Genomic DNA, 20,391 nt, shown 5'->3' on the forward strand with positions numbered 1-20,391 from the left:
GGGCGGCCTAGATCGTCCACACCCTGCCACCGGCACCGCTGCCGAAACTTACTCCGCCGACAGTACGCCGCGGCGGATCTGGTCTTCCTCGATCGATTCGAACAGCGCGCGGAAGTTGCCTTCGCCAAAGCCTTCGTTGCCCTTGCGCTGGATGATCTCGAAGAAGATCGGCCCGATCACGGTTTCGGTGAAGATCTGCAGCAGGATGCCCTCTACCGGGGCGCCATCGATCAGGATGCTGTTCTGCTGCAGGCGGGCCAGATTCTCGCCATGGTTCGGCACGCGCTGGTCCACTTTCTCATAGTAGGTGGCCGGGGTGTCGAGGAAGCGGGTACCGCGCGCCTTCAGCGTCTCCACGGTAGTGTAGATGTCGTCGGTGGTCAGCGCGATGTGCTGGATGCCTTCGCCGTTGTACTGCTTGAGGAATTCCTCGATCTGGCTCTTGTCGTCGGAGGACTCGTTGATCGGGATGCGGATCTTGCCGCATGGACTGGTCATCGCCTTGGACACCAGGCCGGTGAGCTTGCCTTCGATGTCGAAGTAGCGGATTTCCTTGAAGTTGCCGATGTCCTCGTAGAAGCCGGCCCACTTGGCCATATTGCCGCGGAACACGTTGTGGGTGAGGTGATCGATCACCTTGAGGCCGACACCCACCGGGTGCTGATCCACACCTTCCAGCGGCACGAAGTCGATGTCGTAGATGTCCTTGCTGCCATAACGATCGACAAAGTACAGCGCGGAACCGCCAATGCCTTCCACCGCCGGGATGTTCAGCTCCATGTAGCCGATCGGGCGGCGATACGGCTTGGCACCGTGCGCCAGCGCATAGTCGTAGGCCTTGGCAGCATCCTGCACGCGCCAGGCCATGGCACAGGCGGACGGACCGTGCTCACCGGCAAACTCGGTGGCCGGCTGCGTCGGTTCGGCATTCAGGATGAAGTTGATGTCGCCCTGGCGGAACAGGCTGACGTTCTTGCTGCGATGGCGGGCAACCTCGATAAACCCCAGCGACAGGAACAGGGCGGTGAGTTTGGCCACGCCCTCGGCATCGGGCGCGGTGTATTCGACAAACTCGAAACCGTCGGTAGCCAGCGGGTTCATCAGATGGTGTTCCATTTTCATGCGGTTCTCCTCTTTGCAGCCACGGTGCGGGCTGCAGCTCTGTAGGTGTGCGGCACGGATGCCGGTGTCGCCAGGCCACGGCGTCACGTCGGATACGGGGAGATGAAAATGCAACACCGCTACAAGCAGATACCATCTGGCGTGGCTGTTGCCTGTAGTGCCGTAAGCTGCCGCCAAGCAGCGCTGCCACGGCATTCTCCTCTTGTCTTTGGGTATCCGGCGATCTACTGCCGCCGTAATAAATGACTGGCTATGGCGAAGTATTCTAAGTAAACTTGCCGGCAATTTTCTTGCGATATAGTGCTGAGAAAATTAAAAACATAAAACAATATTCCAGAGCAAACCGACAATCAGGAGATAATATGCCCGTGGCTACCCTGGACAAGACCGACATCAAGATGTTGGCCGCATTGCAAGCCAATGGACGTCTGACCAACGTCGAACTGGCCGAGAAAGTGGCCCTCTCCCCCTCCCCCTGCCTGCGCCGCCTGAAACAGCTGGAAGAATCCGGCGTCATCCGCCAGTACGTTGCCTTGCTGGAACCGGCCAAGATCGGCCTCGGTCTGCAGGCCTTTGTACGCGTTTCGCTGGAAAAACGCGGCGGCGGTCACCTGGAAAACTTCATGGAAGCGGTACAGCGCTGGCCGGAAGTGGTGAACTGCTATGCGATGACCGGCGAAATGGACTACCTGCTGCAGGTGTACTTTGAAGACCTGGAACATTTCTCGCGTTTCGTGATGGACGACCTGCTGCAACAGCCGGGAGTGGAAGACGTGAAATCCAGCTTCGTACTGAAAGAGTTCAAGAAGACCACTGCGCTGCCGATCTCGCACCTGGGCCAATAAGCAGCCAGCCGCGGCCGTGTGACAGTGGCCGCGGGTGTGCAACCGCCCTCCCCGATGCGAGCGCCAAGGCCCGGCACTGCCGGGCCTTGTTGCATGCGACGGCCGCCGGACTGGCCGCCGTCGCTTGCCCCACCACCACGCTTCGGCCCGCCACGCTGCCGGCGCGCTTGCCAGCGCCCGTTTTTTGCCCGACAGTAGGCAGCGCAGGACGCCGGCTGCGCTGCGTCCTGGTGCCGACTCTTGCGGAAACCCTGCCGTGACACTATCCAAACCCCTCAACCAGCAACTACTGCAGCGTGCGCTGCTGTTCAGCGCCGCATTCTGTACCCTGGCGCTGCTGCTGCACCTCTCGCTCGGCTATCGCGCCAAACAGCAGCAGCTGGCCGACATTCCGCAGCGCATCGAGCTGCAGCTGATGCCGATGCTGGCGCAAAGCGTCTGGGACGTGGACCAGAGCGCTACCCAACAATTGCTGCGCGACTTGTTGCAGCAGGATGGCATCCGCCAGATTTCGCTGCGCAACAACCAGGGTGCGGTGCTGCAGGAACTGGGCAGCGGCGACGACGTAAGCCATGTCATCGAGCTGCCGGTGCAGTCGCGCCGTACCGGCGATCAGCCGCTGGGGCTGCTGCATATCGGCCTGTCGCAAACCGCGCTGGAGCAGCAACTGTGGCGCGACAGCCTGTTTACCCTGCTGGAATTGCTGGCCGGCCTCGTCGGCCTGACGCTGCTGTGCTACCACTTCCAGCAACGCCGCATCCTGCAGCCCTTGCAGCAACTGCACGGCCGCATGTTGCCTGCGGCCAACCTGGACGACGCCGCCGATGAAATGGCGTCGCTGACCCAGGCGCTGCAGCAGTTGCAACAGCAGCAGCACGGCTACGAAGCCACCCACCAGCAACAGGAACGCGAGCTGGCCCGCCACCGCGACCACCTGGCCGAGCTGGTGGCGATGCGCACCGCCGAGCTGGAGCACCTCAGCCGCTTTCAGCACCTGATTTCCGAGCTGTCCACCCGCTTCATCCATTTGCCGCTGCAGGAACAGCACCAGGCAGTGGACAGCGCGCTGGAGCGGATCGGCACCCTGCTGGAGGTGGACCGCTGCTACCTGTTCCGCGTCACACCGGAGATGACTATCCACGACAACCAGGAGTGGTGTGCCAGCGGCGTGAAGAGTACCGCCGACTTTTACGAAGACTATCCGATCAGCGAATCGCTGTGGTTTGTGCCGCAGCTGCTGCGCCAGCAACAACTGGCGTTTTCCAGCCTGGACGAGATTCCGCAGGAAGGCCACCACGAGCGCGAGCGCTTTGCCGAGCACGGCATCCAGAGCATTGCCGTAGTCACGCTGTCGCATCAGGGCCAGCTGCTGGGCTTTGTCGGCTGCGATGCGGTCAGCCGGCCGCGCGCCTGGCTGGACAAGGAGCTGTCGCTGCTGCGACTGGTCGGCGAGATGCTGTGCAACGTGCTGCTGCGCAAGCAGCACATGGAAGAGCTGGACATCGCGCAACACGCGCTGGCGCAGGCCAACAGCAAACTGGAAAGCATTGCCAACACCGATGGCCTGACCGGGCTGGCCAATCGCCGCCTGTTCGACCAGCGCAAGCAGCTGGAATTTACCGCCGCCTGCGCGCTGAAGCAGCCGCTGTCTCTGCTGCTGTTGGATGTGGACCTGTTCAAGGCCTACAACGACTGTTTTGGCCACCTGGAGGGCGACCAATGCCTGCGCCAGCTGGCACACGAACTGCAGCAGCAGTTCCCGCAGGAGGAACAACTGGTGGCACGCATCGGCGGCGAGGAGTTTGCCGTACTGCTCCCGCGCACCGCGGCCAGCAACGCCAGCCAGCTGGCCGAGCAGCTGCGCCAACGCGTCTGGCAGCTGGCCATTCCGCACATGGCCTCGGCGGTATCCACCTACGTCACCATCAGCATTGGTGTGGCCAGCCTGGATCTGGCGCGCCACGACAGCATCGACGACTTGCTGGCCGAGGCCGACAGCCGGCTGTATCAGGCCAAGCATCAGGGTCGCAACCGCGTGATCGGCCCGGACGACAGCCACTAGCCGCTCTTACCCCCCCAAAAAAACCGCCGCACTGCAATGCAGACGGCGGTTTTTTACGGCCAGCTTGGCCGCATGCCGCGTTACAGCCCCAGCCGCTGCCACACGGTAGAGACGATGCCGGCTTGGTTCAGGGTGTAGAAATGCAGGCCAGGCGCACCATTGGCCAGCAGACGGTCACACAGCTCGGTGACCACGTCCAGCCCCAGCGCGCGGATGGACGCGGTGTCGTCCATATACGCCTGCATGCGCAGCCGCAGCCAGCGCGGCACTTCGGCGCCGCACATGTCGGAAAAGCGGCACAGCTGGCCGAAGTTGGCGATCGGCATGATCCCCGGCACGATGGGCACATCCACGCCACGCGCCTGCACTTCGTCGACAAAGCGGAAGTAGGAATCGGCGTTGAAGAAATACTGCGTCATCGCCGAGTTGGCACCGGCCTTCACCTTGCGCACGAAGTTGTTCATGTCGTCTTCGGCCGAGCGCGCCTGCGGGTGGAACTCCGGGTAGGCCGCCACTTCGATGTGGAAGTGATCGCCGTGCTCTTCGCGGATGAAAGACACCAGTTCGTTGGCGTAGCGGAACTCGCCGGCCTCCACCATGCCGGACGGCATATCGCCACGCAGCGCCACAATGTGACGGATGCCGTGGTTGCGGTATTCATTCAGGATCGAGCGGATGTTGTCACGGGTCGAGCCGATGCACGACAGGTGCGGCGCGGCAGCATTGCCCTCGCCGCGAATCTCCAACACCGTGGCCAGCGTGCCTTCGCGCGTGGTGCCGCCGGCACCAAAGGTGACGGAGAAAAATTCCGGCTTGAATTGCGCCAGCTGCTGGCGGGTGGTACGCAGCTTGCTCATGCCTTCCGCGGTGCGCGGCGGAAAGAATTCGAAGCTGAAGGTATGTTTGCGTTCTGTCATGGCAGTTCTAGTCGCTGAGTTCTGGGGTCCCTGGCATGGCGTAGCGGTCTGCGCCGCCTATCACCTGTCGCCTGGCGGCCAACGTTGGCCGCAAAAAAGCGGGCAGGAAATTCTAGCTGCCTGCCCGCTTTTTACCGACATCAAATATCAATAACGATAGTGTGCCGGCTTATATGGGCCATCCTTCGGCACGCTGATGTAGGCAGCCTGCTGGTCGGACAGCTCGGTCAGGCGGGCACCGATGCGCTCCAGGTGCAGGCGCGCCACCTTCTCGTCCAGATGCTTGGGCAGCACGTACACCTTGTTTTCGTACTTGTGCTCGTTGGCGAAGATCTCGATCTGTGCCAGCACCTGGTTGGTGAAAGAGTTGGACATCACGAAGCTCGGGTGGCCAGTGGCGCAGCCCAGGTTCACCAGGCGGCCTTCGGCCAGCAGGATGATGCGCTTGCCGTCCGGGAAGATGATGTGATCCACCTGCGGCTTGATGTTTTCCCACTGGTACTGGCGCAGCGAGGCCACTTCGATCTCGCTGTCGAAGTGACCGATATTGCACACGATGGCGTTGTTACGCATTTTCTTCATGTGCTCGTGGTTGATCACGCCAACGTTGCCGGTGGTGGTGACGAAGATGTCGGCCTGATCGCAGACTTCGTCCATGCGTACCACGCGGTAGCCTTCCATCGCCGCCTGCAGCGCGCAGATCGGGTCGATTTCGGTGACCCACACGGTGGCGCCCAGACCACGCAGCGATTGCGCGCAGCCCTTGCCCACGTCGCCATAGCCCAGTACCACGGCCACTTTGCCGGCGATCATCACGTCAGTGGCGCGCTTGATGCCATCCACCAGCGATTCGCGGCAGCCGTACAGGTTGTCGAACTTGGACTTGGTCACAGAGTCGTTGACGTTGAACGCCGGGAACGGCAGCGCGCCGTCCTTTTCCAGCTGGTACAGGCGGTGTACGCCGGTAGTGGTTTCCTCGGTCACGCCCTTGATATGCTGCAGACGCTTGGAGTACCACTGCGGGTCGATGGCCAGGTAACGCTTGATGGCGGCGAACAGCGCGGTTTCTTCCTCGTTGCTCGGGTGACTGATCACGCCCAGATCCTTCTCCGCCTTGCTGCCCAGCATCAGCAGCAGGGTGGCGTCGCCGCCATCATCCAGAATCATGTTCGCCGGCTGACCTTCCGGCCATTCGAAGATCTTGTGGCTGAATTCCCAGTACTCGTCCAGGCTCTCGCCCTTGAAGGCGAATACCGGAATGTTGGCCGCAGCGATGGCGGCGGCAGCATGGTCCTGGGTGGAGAAGATATTGCACGATGCCCAGCGCACTTCGGCGCCCAGCGCAGTCAGGGTCTCGATCAGCACCGCGGTCTGCACGGTCATGTGCAGCGAGCCGGCAATGCGCGCGCCGCGCAGCGGCTGGCTGTGCTGGTATTCCTGACGCGTCGCCATCAGGCCCGGCATTTCGGTCTCGGCGATGTTCAGCTCTTTGCGGCCCCAGTCGGCCAGGTTGATATCGGCAACAACGTAATCGTTGAAATCAGCCATCGTGCAAATCCTTTCACGAAGGCCGGGAGGGATGGCTCACCCGCGCATCCCGTGCCCGGCACGGGGTTTCTGGCCGCCTCCGGTCGGGAAGCGGCAAGGTTATCAGCAGGTGAGCGCCGTTTTGGAGGTTCCGGGCCTGGGGCATGGTCTCGCAGCGCTCCCCGGAATCGCGCGATTATACGTGGTTTTTCCGGGCTTTACCGCAGCTTGCGGCCAACCTTTGCCGCTTGATAAAACAAAAACCGCCAGCGCGGGCTGGCGGTTTACTTTGCGACTTGGCTAACGCTTAGAGACCGGCGTCGGCGCGCAGCGCCTCCACCTTGTCGGTACGTTCCCAGGTGAACTCCGGCTCTTCGCGGCCGAAGTGGCCGTAGGCGGCGGTCTTGGTGTAGATCGGACGCAGCAGATCCAGCATCTGCACGATGCCTTTCGGGCGCAGGTCGAAGTGGCGCTTCACCAGCTCCACGATCTGCTCGTTCGGAATCACGTTGGTGCCGAAGGTATCCACCGAGATCGAGGTCGGCTGCGCCACGCCGATGGCGTAGGAAACCTGGATCTGGCACTGGCGCGCCAAGCCGGCGGCGACGATGTTCTTGGCCACGTAGCGACCGGCATAGGCGGCGGAACGGTCAACCTTGGTCGGATCCTTGCCAGAGAAGGCACCACCACCGTGCGGTGCGGCACCGCCGTAGGTGTCGACGATGATCTTGCGGCCGGTCAGACCGCAATCGCCCATCGGGCCGCCAATGACGAAACGGCCGGTCGGGTTGATCAGGAACTTGGTCTCGGCGGTAATCATTTCTGCCGGCAACACCGGCTTGATGATGTCTTCGATCACGGCTTCGGTCAGGATCTTGTGATCGATGTCCGGGCTGTGCTGGGTGGACAGCACCACGGTGTCGATGCGCTTGGGCAGGCCGGTAGCGCTGTCGTACACGCAGGTGATCTGGCTCTTGGCATCCGGACGCAGCCACGGCAGGCGGCCGTCCTTGCGCAGCTCGGCCTGGCGCTGTACCAGACGGTGCGCGTAGTAGATCGGGAACGGCATCAGCGTCGGGGTTTCGTCGCAGGCGTAGCCGAACATCAGACCCTGGTCGCCGGCACCTTGCTCCAGATCCAGGCCTTCGCCTTCGTTCACGCCCTGGGCGATGTCCGGCGACTGCTTGTCGTAACCGACCAGCACCGCGCAGCCGTGGTAGTCGAAGCCCAGCTCGGAATTGTCGTAACCAATGCGCTTGATGGTTTCACGCGCCACTTTGATGTAATCGATGTTGGCCGTGGTGGTGATTTCGCCGGCCAGGACAACGAGGCCGGTATTTACCAGCGTTTCGGCCGCGACGCGGGCATACTTGTCCTCGCGCAGGATGGCATCCAGGATGGCGTCAGAAATCTGATCGGCAACCTTGTCCGGATGTCCTTCCGATACCGATTCCGAGGTAAAAAGATATTCGCTCATTGTCTTCGTTCCAGAAAATGGCCAGTGAGTTGATGATAAAATGCTGTGTTTTTTTGTCCGTCCAAGTCCATGACCCGACTCGCACGTTTTCTTCTGCAGGCGCTTGCCGCCTTGCCACTGCCGCTGCTACATGCTTTGGGCAGCGTGCTCGGGCGAGCGCTGTACTGGTTTTCGCCGGGATTTCGTGCGCGCATGCGCACGAACATTGCGAACAGTAAAATCGCTGGAAATTATCAGGTTTGTGAACAGCTCGTCAAACAGTCCGCGGCGGAAACCGGCAAGGGCGCGCTGGAGCTGGCCATCGCCTGGTGCCGCGAGCCGACCGCCATCGTCGGCCTGATCAAGGATTGCCAGGGCTGGGAACACGTCGAAGCGGCACTGGCCGCCGGCAAGGGGCTGATCTTTGTCACCCCGCATCTGGGCAGCTACGACATCGCCGGTCGCTATATCTCCTCGCGCCTGCCCTTTCCGCTCACCGCCATGTATCGTCCGCCCAAACTGAGCTGGCTGGAACCGATCATGAATGAGGGCCGCGTCCGTGGTGGTGCCAAGACCGCGCCGGCTACTGGCGCCGGCGTACGCTTGCTGATGAAGGCGCTGAAGTCCGGCGAAGCCACCATCATCCTGCCGGACCAGGTACCGGGCAGTGGCGAAGGAGTGTGGGCGCCATTTTTTGGCCAACCCGCCTTTACCATGAGTCTGCTGCCACGACTGGCCCAAATGGATAACGTGGCCGTGCTGTGGTTTACCGGTGAGCGGCTGCCGCATGGCCGCGGTTTCGTTGTCCACATTACGCCGCAGTCGCAGCCGTTCTGCGGCCAACGTGAGCGCGATGTCGCCATCCTGAATAGCGAAGTGGAACAGCTGATTCGCCGCTTCCCATCCCAATACCTGTGGAGCTACAACCGTTACAAGCGCCCTGCCGGCGCTCCGGCTCCCGATTACGTCTGAAAGTCTGCTGCATGAAACTTGCGTTGGCCTTGTTGTGGCTGCTCCGCCTATTGCCCCTGCCGTTGATTCATGCGCTGGCCTGGCTGCTGGGCCAGATCGTGTACCGGCTGGCCAAGGAGCGCCGCCGTGTCGGCCTGATCAATCTGCGGCTGTGTTTTCCGGACATGAGCCCGCAGGCTCGCCGCCAGCTTATTCGCCGTCACTGTGTGGAAATGATGAAGTTGATGCTGGAATACGGCATCGTATGGTGGTCGTCACCGGAGCGCCTGCGCCGGCTGGTGGAGATCCGCGGGCTGGAACATATCAGCCGCCTGCGCGAAGCAGGCGAGGATGTGATCCTGTTTTATCCGCATTTTGTCGCCTTCGAAATCTGCGCCTTGCGCCTGAATCTGGAGGTACCGCTGGTCAGCGTTTATTCACACCAGAAGAACAAGACCCTGGATGCGCAGTTCTATCAGGGGCGCAATCGCTTCGACAACGCCTTTATCGTGTCTCGGCAGGAAAGCCTGCGCAGCATCATCAAGGCCATGCGCAAGAATCACACCCCGTTCCTGTATCTGCCCGATCAGGACTTTGGTGCGCGTGACTCGGTGTTCGTGAAATTCTTCGCCACCGACGCCGCCACCATCACCGGCCTGTCGCGCATCTCCTCGCTGGCAAAGGCCAAGGTGGTGCCCGCGATTGCCCGCCGTGAAGGCTGCCGCTTCGTGCTGGACATCCACCCACCGCTGGAAAACTTTCCCAGCGCGGACCTGGTTGCCGATACCCGCGCGATGAATGCCTTTCTGGAACAACGCATTCTGGAAGCGCCAGAGCAATACTTCTGGTTGCACAAGCGCTTCAAGACCCGGCCGGCCGGCCAGCCCAAGCTGTACTAAGCTTACTGCCATCAGAACAAGCGGCCAGGCAATGACACTACTGGCCGCTTTTGCTTGCGCTTGTCGCCTCCCCCATCCAGTTTGCCGCGTGCCCGGAGACGCTAGCTCGGCAATGTCTCCAAGCGACAGCTTGGCCACACAGCGCCCCTTCCACGCCGCCACAGTATGAGCGCTGCACATACCCGCGGTCATGCAGCTGCCGCCAGCCGCGCAACCGTGCCAGCCACACACAGAACCATCGTGTTTCGGCCAGCCAAAACAAAACAGCCCGCAGATGCGGGCTGTTTTGTTGGACCGAGACTGGCTCAGTTGCTGCGACGCTTCCAGAAGTAGCGCGCCACAAAACCGGGAAACGCAAACACCAAAAACAAGGCCATGGTGGTCACGTAGAACTGCCAGTTTTGCGCATGCACCGGCGCCAGGCGACCTTCCAGCAGCCGTGCCAGCAGGCCCAGCAGCAGGAACAGCGTTACCAGTTCTGCCAGATGCCAGCCGAAGTGCTTCTTGGCGACCTGCTTGATGCCGGCAACACGGTTGCTGACAAACGGCAGGTTGGCCGCAACGAAGGCGACAAGCAACAGCACGATAACGCTGGTTTCCACAATCAAGTCCTTACAGGGTAGTGAGCGACAGTTTCATCGCTTGGACGCACATGGCGACCAGACGTTCCGGCATCATCCCCAGCACTAGCAACGCCACCGCATTGACCGACAGAACCAGCTTCATGTCGCCGGCCATGCTGATCGGGCTGTTGTCCTGTACATCATCGAAGTACATCGCCTTCACTGCGCGCAGGTAGTAGAAGGCACCGATCAGCGACATCATTACCGCCACCACCGCCAGCCATACCAGGTTCACGTTCACGATTGCCTGGATCACCGCAAACTTGGCATAGAAGCCAGCCAGCGGCGGAATGCCGGCCATGGAGAACAGTGCCAGCAGCATCAGCAGTGCATACCAGCTGTTGCGGCTGTTCAGGCCCTTCAGGTCGTCCAGGGTTTCGCACTCGAAACCGGCACGGGACAGGCCCAGCAGGATGCCGAAGCCCACCAAGGTGGTCAGCACGTAGACGATGGCGTAGAACATCGCCGCGGAATAGCCTTCAGGAGTGCCGGCAATCAGCCCCAGCAGCAGGAAGCCCATGTGCGAGATGGTGGAATACGCCAGCATGCGCTTGAGGTTGGTCTGGGCGATGGCAGTGATGTTACCGATGGCCATCGACAGCACGGCGATGATCACCAGCATGCCCTGCCAGTCGGCCACCATGGCACCCAGGCCCTGCACCAGAATGCGCAGCACGAACACGAATGCAGCCAACTTGGGGGCGGCACCGATCATCAGCGTCAGCGCAGTCGGTGCACCGTGATACACGTCCGGCACCCACATGTGGAACGGAACGGCACCCAGCTTGAATGCCAGGCCGGCAACAATGAACACCAGGCCGAATACCAGCAGGGTCTGGTTGGCAGAACCGGAAGCAATCGACTTGGCAATCAGCGCCAGATCCAGCGAACCGGTAGCACCGTACAGCATGGACATGCCGTACAGCAGCAGGCCGGAAGCCAGCGCGCCCAGCACGAAGTACTTCATCGCCGATTCGGTAGCACGCGCAGAATCACGCTGCAGCGCAATCAGCGAGTACAGCGACAGCGACAGCAGCTCCAGGCCCAGATACAGGCTGACGAAGTTGCTGGCCGACACCATGAAGTTCATGCCCAGCAGTGCAAACAGCGACAGGGTGAAGTATTCGCCCTTGAACAGACCGCGGTCGGTGGCGTACTGACGGGTGTACACCAGTACCGTGGCTGTCACGCCGTACATGGCCACCTTGACGATGTCGGACAGCGGATCGTCAATAAACATGCCGCTGAAGGTGTAGCTGGCAAACGGTTCAAACGTGTTGATCTGCAGGTACGCGCACACCGCCAGCGTCACCAGCGACAAGCCGTAGGTGATAACGCGTTTGGCATCCGAGATAAACAGATCCAGCATCAGGATGACCAGCAATGCTCCGAGCAGAAACATCTCGGGCAATGCCGGCATCAGGTTGAGATCAGCCCAATTCATCGCTTGGTCCTTGTTGGCTTAGAGCTTGCTGATCGCTACGTGCGCAATCAGGTCATTAACGGAGAGGTGCATCTTCTCGACAAAGGCTTGCGGGTACAGACCCATGCCCAGCACGGCAACCGCCAGGATTACCAGCACCAGGAACTCGCGCTTGTTCACGTCGGAAAGCTCAGCCACATGGTGGTTGCCGACATCACCGAAAATCACGCGCTTGTACATCCACAGGGTGTAGGCGGCGCCGAAGATCAGCGTGGTGGCAGCCAGAGCGGCAACCCAGAAATTCACCTGTACGGCGCCCATGATCACCATGAACTCACCGACGAAGCCGGAAGTCGCCGGCAGGCCGGAGTTGGCCATGGCAAACAGCATCATGAAAGCGGCAAAAATCGGCATCTTGTTGGCCACACCACCGTAGTCGGCGATGTTGCGGCTGTGTACGCGGTCATACATCACACCGATACAGAAGAACATGGCGGCGGACACGAAACCGTGCGACACCATCTGCACCAGCGCACCTTCCACGGCCCAGGCATTCAGGTTGCTGCCGGAGAACAGGAACATGCCCAGGGTAACGAAACCCATGTGCGAAATGGAGGAGTATGCCACCAGCTTCTTCATGTCGGTCTGCACCAGCGCCACCAGGCCGATATACACCACGGCCACCAGCGACAGCACCACGATTACCGGGGACAGCTGCAATGCGGCATCCGGCACGATCGGCAGCGCAAAACGCAGAAAACCGTAAGCACCGATCTTCAGCGTGATGGCGGCCAGCACCATGGAACCACCGGTCGGCGCTTCCACGTGAGCGTCCGGCAGCCAGGTATGCACCGGCCACATCGGCACCTTCACGGCGAACGACAGGAAGAAGGCAACAAACAGCAGGATCTGCACGTCACGCGGGATTTTCGCCAGCGCCTGGAAGGCTTCGATTTCAAAGCTCTTGCCGGCCTGGAAATACAGGTAGATGAACGCTACCAGCATCAACAGGGAACCCAGCAGGGTGTACAGGAAGAACTTTACCGAAGCGTATACACGACGCGGGCCACCCCAGACACCGATGATCAGATACATCGGGATCAGCATGCCCTCGAAGAACACGTAGAACAGGATGGCATCCAGCGCGGCAAACGCGCCGTTGATCAGGCCGGACATGATCAGGAACGCCGCCATGTACTGACCAGTGCGCTTCTGGATCACTTCCCAGCCCGCCAGCACTACCAGCAAGGTGGTAAAGCTGTTGAGCACAATGAACAGCATGGAGATGCCATCCACCCCCAGGTGGTAGTTGATGCCCAGCGATTCGATCCACGGCATTTTTTCAACAAACTGCATGCCGCCATGCAGGTTGTTGAACTGGGTAAACAGCGGCAGTGATACCACAAACCCCGCCAGAGCACCGGCGACAGCCAGCCAGCGGGCCAGCGTCGCCCGCTGGTCGCCGCCGGTGGCCAGCACCAGCAGGCCGGCCACGATCGGAGTCCAGATCACCAGACTCAAGGTATTAGCAAACATATCGATAACCTATTCTTTTTGCGATTCCGGTAACCGACCCTCAACGCAGGATCAGCGGCTTCAACCAGTAGGTCATCAGCACCAGCACGCCAACGATCATGATGGCAGCGTAGCTGTAGATAAAACCGGTCTGCAGCTTGCGCACTACGCCAGAGAAGTAACCCACCAGTCGAGCACTGCCGTTTACCAGCAGGCCGTCGATCAGCAGCATGTCGCCCACTTTCCAGAAGAAAGTCCCCAACAGGCGCGAGCCCTTGGCGAATACGGCGAAGTAGATTTCATCCAGGTAGTACTTGTTCTCCAGCAGGGTATTCACGGCAGAGAACTTCTGCTTGATGGCGGCCGGGATATGCGGCGCCTTCATGTAGAAGAACCAGGCTACCGCCACACCGGCTGCGGCCAACCAGAACGGTGCCGTGGACAGCGCGTGGATTGCCATCGCTACCGGGCCATGGAACTCGTGACCCATTTCTTCCAGCGCCGGGTGCAGTTCATGGTTGATGTGGATAACACCCTTGAAGAACTCGCCATACAGCAACGGTTCGATCGCAAAGAAACCCACGATTACCGACGGAATGGCCAGCAGCACCAGCGGCAGGGTCACTACCCACGGCGACTCATGTGGTTTGTCATGCGGACCCAGACCGTGATGATGATCTTCAGACGGCTCTTCGTCGTCGTGGTCGCCATGGTGCGCGTGTTCACTGCCATGGTTCTCCATCCAGCGTTCCTTGCCATGGAACACCAGGAAGTACATGCGGAAGGAGTAGAAAGCAGTAACGAACACACCGGCGATGACGGCAAAGTAGGCAAAACCGGCTGCCGGCAGATGCGATGCATGTACCGCCTCGATGATGGAATCCTTCGAGTAGAAGCCGGAGAAGAACGGGGTACCGATCAGCGCCAGCGAACCCAGCAGCGAAGTAATCCAGGTAATCGGCATGTACTTGCGCAGACCGCCCATGTTGCGCATGTCCTGGTCATGGTGCATGCCCATGATCACGGAACCGGCACCCAAGAACAGCAGGGCCTTGAAGAACGCGTGCGTCATCACATGGAACATGGCCACCGAGTAGGCGGAAGCTCCCAGCGCCACGGTCATGTAACCCAGCTGCGACAGCGTGGAGTAAGCCACCACGCGCTTGATGTCGTTCTGCACGATGCCGAGGAAGCCCATGAACAAGGCAGTGATCGCACCGGCGGTCATCACCACGTTCAACGCCACGTCGGACATCTCGTACAGCGGGCTCATGCGCGACACCATGAAGATACCGGCGGTCACCATGGTCGCGGCGTGAATCAGTGCCGAGATCGGGGTCGGGCCTTCCATGGAGTCAGGCAGCCACACGTGCAGCGGGAACTGTGCCGATTTACCCATCGCGCCGATGAACAGCAGAATGCAGGTCACGGTCAGCAACGACCATTCGGTACCCGGGATCAGGCTGATGGTCTTGTTCGCCAGCGCAGGCGCGGCAGCAAACACGTCGGCATAGTTCAGCGAACCGCCGAAGTACGCCAGTACCAGACCGATGCCCAGCAGGAAGCCGAAGTCACCCACGCGGTTCACCAGGAACGCCTTCAGGTTGGCGAAGATCGCGGTCGGACGCTTGAACCAGAAGCCGATCAGCAGGTAGGACACCAGGCCAACCGCTTCCCAGCCGAAGAACAGCTGGATGAAGTTGTTGGACATCACCAGCATCAGCATGGAGAAGGTAAACAGCGAGATGTAGCTGAAGAAGCGCTGGTAACCCGGGTCCTCCTGCATGTAGCCGATGGTATAGATGTGCACCATCAGCGACACGCTGGTTACCACCACCAGCATCATCGCAGTCAGCGAATCCACCAGGAAACCGACGGAGAATTCGTAGCCGCCAACCGTCAGCCAGGTGTAGACAGGGCCGTTGAATACGTGGGCGCTGCCATCAAGGAAGCCCTTCAGTACTCCGATCGACAGTACCGCCGATACTGCCACGCCGAGAATCGTCACAACGTGGGCAGCACGGCGACCAATCGCCCAGCCAAACAGGCCTGCAATGATCGACCCCACCAAAGGTGAGAGCGCAATCAGCAGGTATAAGCTCTTCATATCCATGTTTGTCGTGCTTTTTAGAATTGAAATCCGGTTTTGTTAGCCTTTGAGGCTGCCCAAGTCTTCCACGTTGATACTGTTCAGATTACGGAACAGCACCACCAGGATCGCGAGGCCGATTGCCGATTCGGCAGCCGCCACGGTCAGGATGAAGAAGACGAAAATCTGCCCTGCCGAATCCGACAGGTAGTGCGAGAACGCGATGAAGTTGTAGTTCACCGCAAGCAGCATCAATTCGATGGCCATCAACAGCACAATCAGGTTTTTCCGGTTAAGGAAAATGCCCAGGACGCTGATGGCGAACAGGATGCCGGCCAGCACCAGGAAGTGAGTCAGTGTAAGCACGTTTACTCCCGTCGTTACGGCCGTCAGGCCTGTTGCTCGGTATTGGACTCGGATGCAGTAGCCACTTCCGGCTTCACCACATCCATCTTGACGATGCGCACGCGATCGTCGCGACGGACACGTACCTGCACCCCCGGATCAACTGCCTTGCTATCTTTGCGCTGACGCTGGGTAATACCGATAGCAGCCACCATGGCCACCAGCAGGATCACCGCAGCCGCTTCAAACGGCAGCAGGTAGGTGGTGTAAAGCTGACCGCCCAGTACCTTCACGTTGCTGATCTTGGCCATGGCATCCGCCGCAGGCTGCAACTTGGACAGGCCAGCCTCGGGGCTGGACAGCACCAGGATGATCTCGGCCATCATGATCAGCGCCACGATGGCGGCTTGTGGAAAGTGACTCCAGAAACCGGCGCGCAGCTTCTCCACATTGATGTCCAGCATCATCACCACAAACAGGAACAGAACGGTTACCGCCCCCACGTACACCAGTACCAGTGCAATGGCCAAAAACTCGGCCTGCAGCAGCAGCCAGTGGCCGGAGGCCGTAAAGAAAGCCAGCACCAGGTACAGTGCAGCATGTACCGGGTTCTTCGCCGTGACCACGCGGAAACCCGCGAAAATCAGGATCGCCGACAGGATATAGAAAACGACAGCCTGAAAGTTCATGGGTCCCCCTTAGCGATACTTGGCATCAGCAGCCTTGTTGGCCGCAATTTCAGCCTCGTACTTGTCACCCACCGCCAGCAGCATCGGCTTGGTGTAGTAGAGGTCGCCACGTTTTTCGCCGTGGTATTCAAAAATGTGCGTTTCCACAATGGCGTCGACCGGGCAGGCTTCTTCACAGAAACCGCAGAAAATACACTTGGTCAGATCGATGTCGTAGCGGCTGGTACGACGGGTACCGTCGTCACGCTGCTCCGACTCGATGGTGATGGCCATTGCCGGACACACGGCCTCGCACAGCTTACAGGCGATGCAGCGCTCTTCACCGTTGGCATAACGGCGTTGGGCGTGCAGGCCACGGAAGCGCGGCGAGATCGGGGTCTTCTCTTCCGGGAACTGAACGGTGATCTTGCGGGCGAAGAAGTGACGACCAGTCACCATCAGGCCCTGCACCAGTTCTACCAGCAGGAAGGTTTTGAAAAAGTTGCGGATCATTTCCATGCTATTTCACCCAAGCTCCATCACTTCCACAGCGACAGCGGAGACAACATCCACACGCCGAGTACCAGCACCCATACCAGTGTTACCGGAATGAACACTTTCCAACCCAGACGCATGATCTGGTCGTAGCGGTAACGCGGGAAGGTGGCGCGGAACCACAGGAACATGAACAGCACCACGGACATCTTGGCAAACAGCCACAGGATGCTGCCGGCGCCCAGAATGCCCCACGATGCCGGGAACGGCGACAGCCAGCCCCCCAGGAACATGATGGAGGTCAGCGCCGCGATCAGGATCATGTTGGCGTATTCGGCCAGGAAGAAGATGGCGAAAGCCATGCCGGAGTATTCCACGTGGAAACCCGCCACGATTTCGGACTCACCTTCCGCCACGTCGAACGGCGCACGGTTGGTCTCGGCAACACCGGAGATCAGATACACCATGAACAGCGGGAACAGCGGCAGCCAGTTCCACGACAGGATGGAACCGCCGGCAATACCGACACCCTGCTGTCTCACGATGTCCACCAGATTCAGGCTGCTGGATACCATCAGTACCCCCACCAGCGCGAAACCCATGGCGATCTCGTAGGACACGATCTGGGCGGAGGAACGCAGCGCGCCCAGGAACGAGTACTTGGAGTTACCGGCCCAACCGGCCACGATCACGCCGTACACGCCCATCGAGGTGATGGCCATGATGTACAGCAGCGAGGCATCGATATTGGTGACCTGCAGGCCTTCATCGAACGGAATCACCGCCCAGGCCGCCAGCGCCGGCATGATCGACAGCACCGGCGCCAACAGGAACAACCCCTTGCTCGACTTGGTCGGCAGGATGATTTCCTTCATCAGCAGCTTGACGCCGTCGGCCAGTGGCTGCAGCAGGCCTTTCGGCCCCACACGGTTCGGGCCGATACGGATCTGCATGTAGCCGATCACCTTGCGCTCGGCGAGCGTCAGGTAGGCTACAGCCCCCATCATCGGGCCGACGATGACCAGGATCTTGAGCAGTGTCCACACTGCCAGACCGGCATCGGTACCCAACAAGCTTTGCAGCAGTTCCATGGATTAACCTCGCTTGATCTGAATCGGTTCGAACAGGCCACCCAGCGACAGCGTCGCCGGATGCGCAGCTGCCACACGGGCGGCACCCTGCGCCAGGGCCTTGTCGGCACGCAGTGTCAGGCTGACCTCGGCGGCACCCTGTGCCACGACAACCGGCTGGCCATCCTGCAGACCCAGACGCTCGGCATCGGCCGGGTGCAGCTGCAGCTGCGGTACGGCAGCAGCGGCGGTCTGTTGCAGCGAGTCGGCACGACGGCAGATCGGGTCGGCGTGGTACAGCGGCACATCGCCGACACGTACCAGCTCGCCGTTGCCAGCAGCAACGTTGGCCGCAAGCAGCGATTGGCCGTTGTCCAGCTGGGCAGACAGCTCGCCCAGTGCCAGCAGTTCAGCGCGCACTTCTTCGCAGGAATTCTGCTCGAAGCCGTTCAGGTTCAGCATATTGCCCAGCACGCGCAGCACCTTCCAGGCCGGACGGGTGTCGCCCAGCGGACGCACCACGCCGTTGAAGGACTGCAGCGTACCTTCCATGTTGATGAAGGAGCCGGCGGTTTCGGAGAACGGCGCGATCGGCAGCAGCACATCGGCGTAGTCCAGCAGGCCAGCGCCCTTGTACGCGGTCAGCGCGATCACGGTAGCGGCCTGCTTCATGGCCGCAACGGCTTGCTGGCCGTTGTAGCTGTCGGCTTCCACTTCGTTGTTCAGCAGCACGTAGGCCTTGCGCGGTGCAGCCAGCATTTCCGCAGCGGTCAGGCCGGCGGTCACGCTCTGGCCGAAAGCGCCACGCGACGGGTTGGCACCCACCACATCGGCACCCACGGTGTTGGCCGCAGCGGCGGCGATACCGAAGCGCGCGCCAGTCAGACGCGCGATCTCCTGCGCCAGTGCCAACAGTTCGGAGAACGCCGGGTGGTTCTGCGCCACGTTGCCCAGCAGCACGGCAGCGCTTTCGGCTGCGCACAGGCTGTCGGCAATGGCTTGCGCCTCAGCGGACACGTTGGCCGCAGCCAGATCGATAGCAGTTTCACCACCCTTGGCAGCAACCACCGCTTTCAGCACCTGGGCCAGGCCGTTCACCAGCTGTTGCGGCGCGACGATCAGCTTGGCGTTCAGGCTGCTGAACAGTTCGTCGTCGGCAACGTGGATCACGTTCAGCTGGCTGCCTTTCTTCACCGCCTGACGCAGGCGTGCGGCCAACAGTGGCTGCTCGCTACGCTGGGTGGAGCCGACCACCAGAATGGACTTGCTGGCCGCCAGTTCCACGATGGAAGAACCCAGCCACAGCGCGCCCTGCTGCTGCTTGGCGACGCGGGCATCGCTGCGACGCAGCGCGGCATCGACGTTGTTCACGCCGAAGGCACGCGCCAGTTTCTGCGCCAGGTACAGTTCTTCGGTAGTGCTGTGCGGCGACAGCAGGAAGCCGATGGCGTCCTTGCCATGATCGGCGGACACGCCGTTCAGGCCTTTCACCACATATTCCAGCGCGGTCTGCCAATCGGTCTCGTGCCACTTGCCGTCGAACTTGATCATCGGCTTCTGCAGACGCTCGGTCGAGTTCAGGCCTTCGTAGGAGAAGCGGTCACGGTCAGACAGCCAGCATTCGTTGATGGCTTCGTTTTCCAGCGGCAGTACACGCATCACTTCGTTGTGCTTCACCTGTACGATCAGGTTGGCACCCAGACCATCATGCGGGCTTACCGACTTGCGACGCGACAGTTCCCAGGCTCGGGTGCTGTAGCGGAACGGCTTGGAAGTCAGCGCACCTACCGGGCACAGGTCAATCACGTTGCCGGAGATTTCCGAATCAACAGTCTTGCCCAGGAACGGCATGATCTCGGAGAACTCACTGCGGTTCGCCATGCCGATTTCCTGGAAGCCACCGATTTCCTCGGTGAAACGTACGCAGCGAGTGCAATGGATGCAGCGGCTCATTTCCTCGGCGGAAACCAGCGGCCCCATGTCCTTGCCCACCACGACACGCTTTTCTTCCTGGTAGCGCGAAGCGGAATTGCCGTAACCCACCGCCAGATCCTGCAATTGGCATTCGCCGCCCTGATCGCAGATAGGGCAGTCCAGCGGGTGGTTGATCAGCAGGAACTCCATCACGCCGGCCTGGGCTTTCTTGGCCAGCGGAGAAGCGGTGTGCACTTTCATACCGTCAGTCACCGGCGTGGCACACGCCGGCAGCGGTTTCGGCGCCTTCTCGACTTCCACCAGACACATGCGGCAGTTGGCCGCAATCGACAGTTTCTTGTGGTAGCAGAAGTGCGGAATGTAGGTACCGGCAGCATGGGCGGCATCCATTACGGTGCTACCCTGGTTGACTGTCAGTTTTTTACCGTCGATTTCGATTTCAAGCATCG

17 protein-coding genes and 1 riboswitch are annotated in these 20,391 nt (G+C 60.6%); of the genes, 4 read left to right on the forward strand and 13 right to left on the reverse strand.

Annotation, left to right across the window (positions count from 1 at the left end; translation table 11 throughout):
• Nucleotides 1–48: 48 nt before the first annotated feature.
• Nucleotides 49–1,122 (reverse strand): 4-hydroxyphenylpyruvate dioxygenase, encoded by a 1,074-nt coding sequence (gene hppD, locus ABNW52_RS12890; RefSeq protein WP_349588462.1) that lies wholly within the window; start codon nucleotides 1,120–1,122, stop codon nucleotides 49–51.
• A 362-nt stretch (nucleotides 1,123–1,484) separates the two neighbouring features.
• On the opposite strand from hppD, the gene ABNW52_RS12895 reads away from it, so the two are divergent.
• Nucleotides 1,485–1,967: an Lrp/AsnC family transcriptional regulator gene (locus ABNW52_RS12895; protein WP_174875947.1), complete on the forward strand. Its 483-nt coding sequence runs from the start codon at nucleotides 1,485–1,487 to the stop codon at nucleotides 1,965–1,967.
• A gap of 256 nt (nucleotides 1,968–2,223) precedes the next feature.
• On the forward strand, nucleotides 2,224–4,029 hold the full coding sequence (locus tag ABNW52_RS12900; RefSeq protein ID WP_349588466.1) for a GGDEF domain-containing protein: 1,806 nt from the start codon (nucleotides 2,224–2,226) through the stop codon (nucleotides 4,027–4,029).
• An 80-nt stretch (nucleotides 4,030–4,109) separates the two neighbouring features.
• Here ABNW52_RS12900 and metF read toward each other — a convergent pair whose 3' ends face one another.
• The 3 genes from metF to metK form a co-directional block, all read right to left on the reverse strand.
• A complete protein-coding gene (gene metF / locus ABNW52_RS12905) occupies nucleotides 4,110–4,946 on the reverse strand; it encodes a methylenetetrahydrofolate reductase [NAD(P)H] (protein WP_349588469.1) in 837 nt (278 codons plus the stop codon).
• Between the two features lie 147 nt (nucleotides 4,947–5,093).
• Nucleotides 5,094–6,494 (reverse strand): adenosylhomocysteinase, encoded by a 1,401-nt coding sequence (gene ahcY, locus ABNW52_RS12910; RefSeq protein WP_349588472.1) that lies wholly within the window; start codon nucleotides 6,492–6,494, stop codon nucleotides 5,094–5,096.
• 104 nt (nucleotides 6,495–6,598) lie between these two features.
• A riboswitch (S-adenosyl-L-homocysteine riboswitch) is annotated at nucleotides 6,599–6,663 on the reverse strand.
• 117 nt (nucleotides 6,664–6,780) lie between these two features.
• Nucleotides 6,781–7,950, reverse strand: coding sequence for a methionine adenosyltransferase (metK, locus tag ABNW52_RS12915; protein ID WP_349588475.1), 1,170 nt, complete (start codon nucleotides 7,948–7,950; stop codon nucleotides 6,781–6,783).
• 69 nt (nucleotides 7,951–8,019) lie between these two features.
• Here metK and ABNW52_RS12920 point away from each other — a divergent pair, with 69 nt between their 5' ends.
• The gene (locus ABNW52_RS12920) at nucleotides 8,020–8,901 is read left to right on the forward strand and encodes a lysophospholipid acyltransferase family protein (protein WP_349588478.1); all 882 of its coding nucleotides are present in this window, start codon (nucleotides 8,020–8,022) and stop codon (nucleotides 8,899–8,901) included.
• An 11-nt stretch (nucleotides 8,902–8,912) separates the two neighbouring features.
• The gene (locus ABNW52_RS12925; protein WP_349588480.1) at nucleotides 8,913–9,779 is read left to right on the forward strand and encodes a lipid A biosynthesis lauroyl acyltransferase; all 867 of its coding nucleotides are present in this window, start codon (nucleotides 8,913–8,915) and stop codon (nucleotides 9,777–9,779) included.
• A 305-nt stretch (nucleotides 9,780–10,084) separates the two neighbouring features.
• On the opposite strand, the gene ABNW52_RS12930 is transcribed toward ABNW52_RS12925, so the two are convergent.
• Genes ABNW52_RS12930 through nuoG form a run of 9 tightly spaced genes read right to left on the reverse strand, consistent with a single transcriptional unit; the run spans nucleotide 10,085 to nucleotide 20,389 of the window.
• Nucleotides 10,085–10,381, reverse strand: coding sequence for a DUF2818 family protein (locus tag ABNW52_RS12930; protein ID WP_349588483.1), 297 nt, complete (start codon nucleotides 10,379–10,381; stop codon nucleotides 10,085–10,087).
• A gap of 10 nt (nucleotides 10,382–10,391) precedes the next feature.
• Nucleotides 10,392–11,846 carry an NADH-quinone oxidoreductase subunit NuoN gene (gene nuoN, locus ABNW52_RS12935; RefSeq protein WP_349588485.1) on the reverse strand — a complete coding sequence of 485 codons (1,455 nt, stop codon included), beginning with the start codon at nucleotides 11,844–11,846 and terminating at the stop codon, nucleotides 10,392–10,394.
• Nucleotides 11,847–11,864: 18 nt separating this feature from the next.
• Nucleotides 11,865–13,361: an NADH-quinone oxidoreductase subunit M gene (locus tag ABNW52_RS12940; RefSeq protein ID WP_349588488.1), complete on the reverse strand. Its 1,497-nt coding sequence runs from the start codon at nucleotides 13,359–13,361 to the stop codon at nucleotides 11,865–11,867.
• A 40-nt stretch (nucleotides 13,362–13,401) separates the two neighbouring features.
• Complete coding sequence (gene nuoL, locus ABNW52_RS12945) at nucleotides 13,402–15,453, reverse strand: NADH-quinone oxidoreductase subunit L (protein WP_349588491.1); 2,052 nt, start codon at nucleotides 15,451–15,453, stop codon at nucleotides 13,402–13,404.
• Nucleotides 15,454–15,489: 36 nt separating this feature from the next.
• On the reverse strand, nucleotides 15,490–15,795 hold the full coding sequence (nuoK, locus tag ABNW52_RS12950) for an NADH-quinone oxidoreductase subunit NuoK (protein WP_174875937.1): 306 nt from the start codon (nucleotides 15,793–15,795) through the stop codon (nucleotides 15,490–15,492).
• A 23-nt stretch (nucleotides 15,796–15,818) separates the two neighbouring features.
• Nucleotides 15,819–16,463, reverse strand: coding sequence for an NADH-quinone oxidoreductase subunit J (locus ABNW52_RS12955; protein WP_349588494.1), 645 nt, complete (start codon nucleotides 16,461–16,463; stop codon nucleotides 15,819–15,821).
• Nucleotides 16,464–16,472: 9 nt separating this feature from the next.
• A complete protein-coding gene (gene nuoI, locus ABNW52_RS12960; protein WP_197693963.1) occupies nucleotides 16,473–16,952 on the reverse strand; it encodes an NADH-quinone oxidoreductase subunit NuoI in 480 nt (159 codons plus the stop codon).
• Between the two features lie 29 nt (nucleotides 16,953–16,981).
• Nucleotides 16,982–18,028, reverse strand: coding sequence for an NADH-quinone oxidoreductase subunit NuoH (nuoH, locus tag ABNW52_RS12965; RefSeq protein WP_349588497.1), 1,047 nt, complete (start codon nucleotides 18,026–18,028; stop codon nucleotides 16,982–16,984).
• A 3-nt stretch (nucleotides 18,029–18,031) separates the two neighbouring features.
• Complete coding sequence (gene nuoG / locus ABNW52_RS12970) at nucleotides 18,032–20,389, reverse strand: NADH-quinone oxidoreductase subunit NuoG (RefSeq protein ID WP_349588500.1); 2,358 nt, start codon at nucleotides 20,387–20,389, stop codon at nucleotides 18,032–18,034.
• Between the last annotated feature and the right edge of the window lie 2 nt (nucleotides 20,390–20,391).

This window comes from Vogesella oryzagri, assembly GCF_040148885.1.
In the GTDB taxonomy this organism is placed as follows: domain Bacteria; phylum Pseudomonadota; class Gammaproteobacteria; order Burkholderiales; family Chromobacteriaceae; genus Vogesella; species Vogesella oryzagri.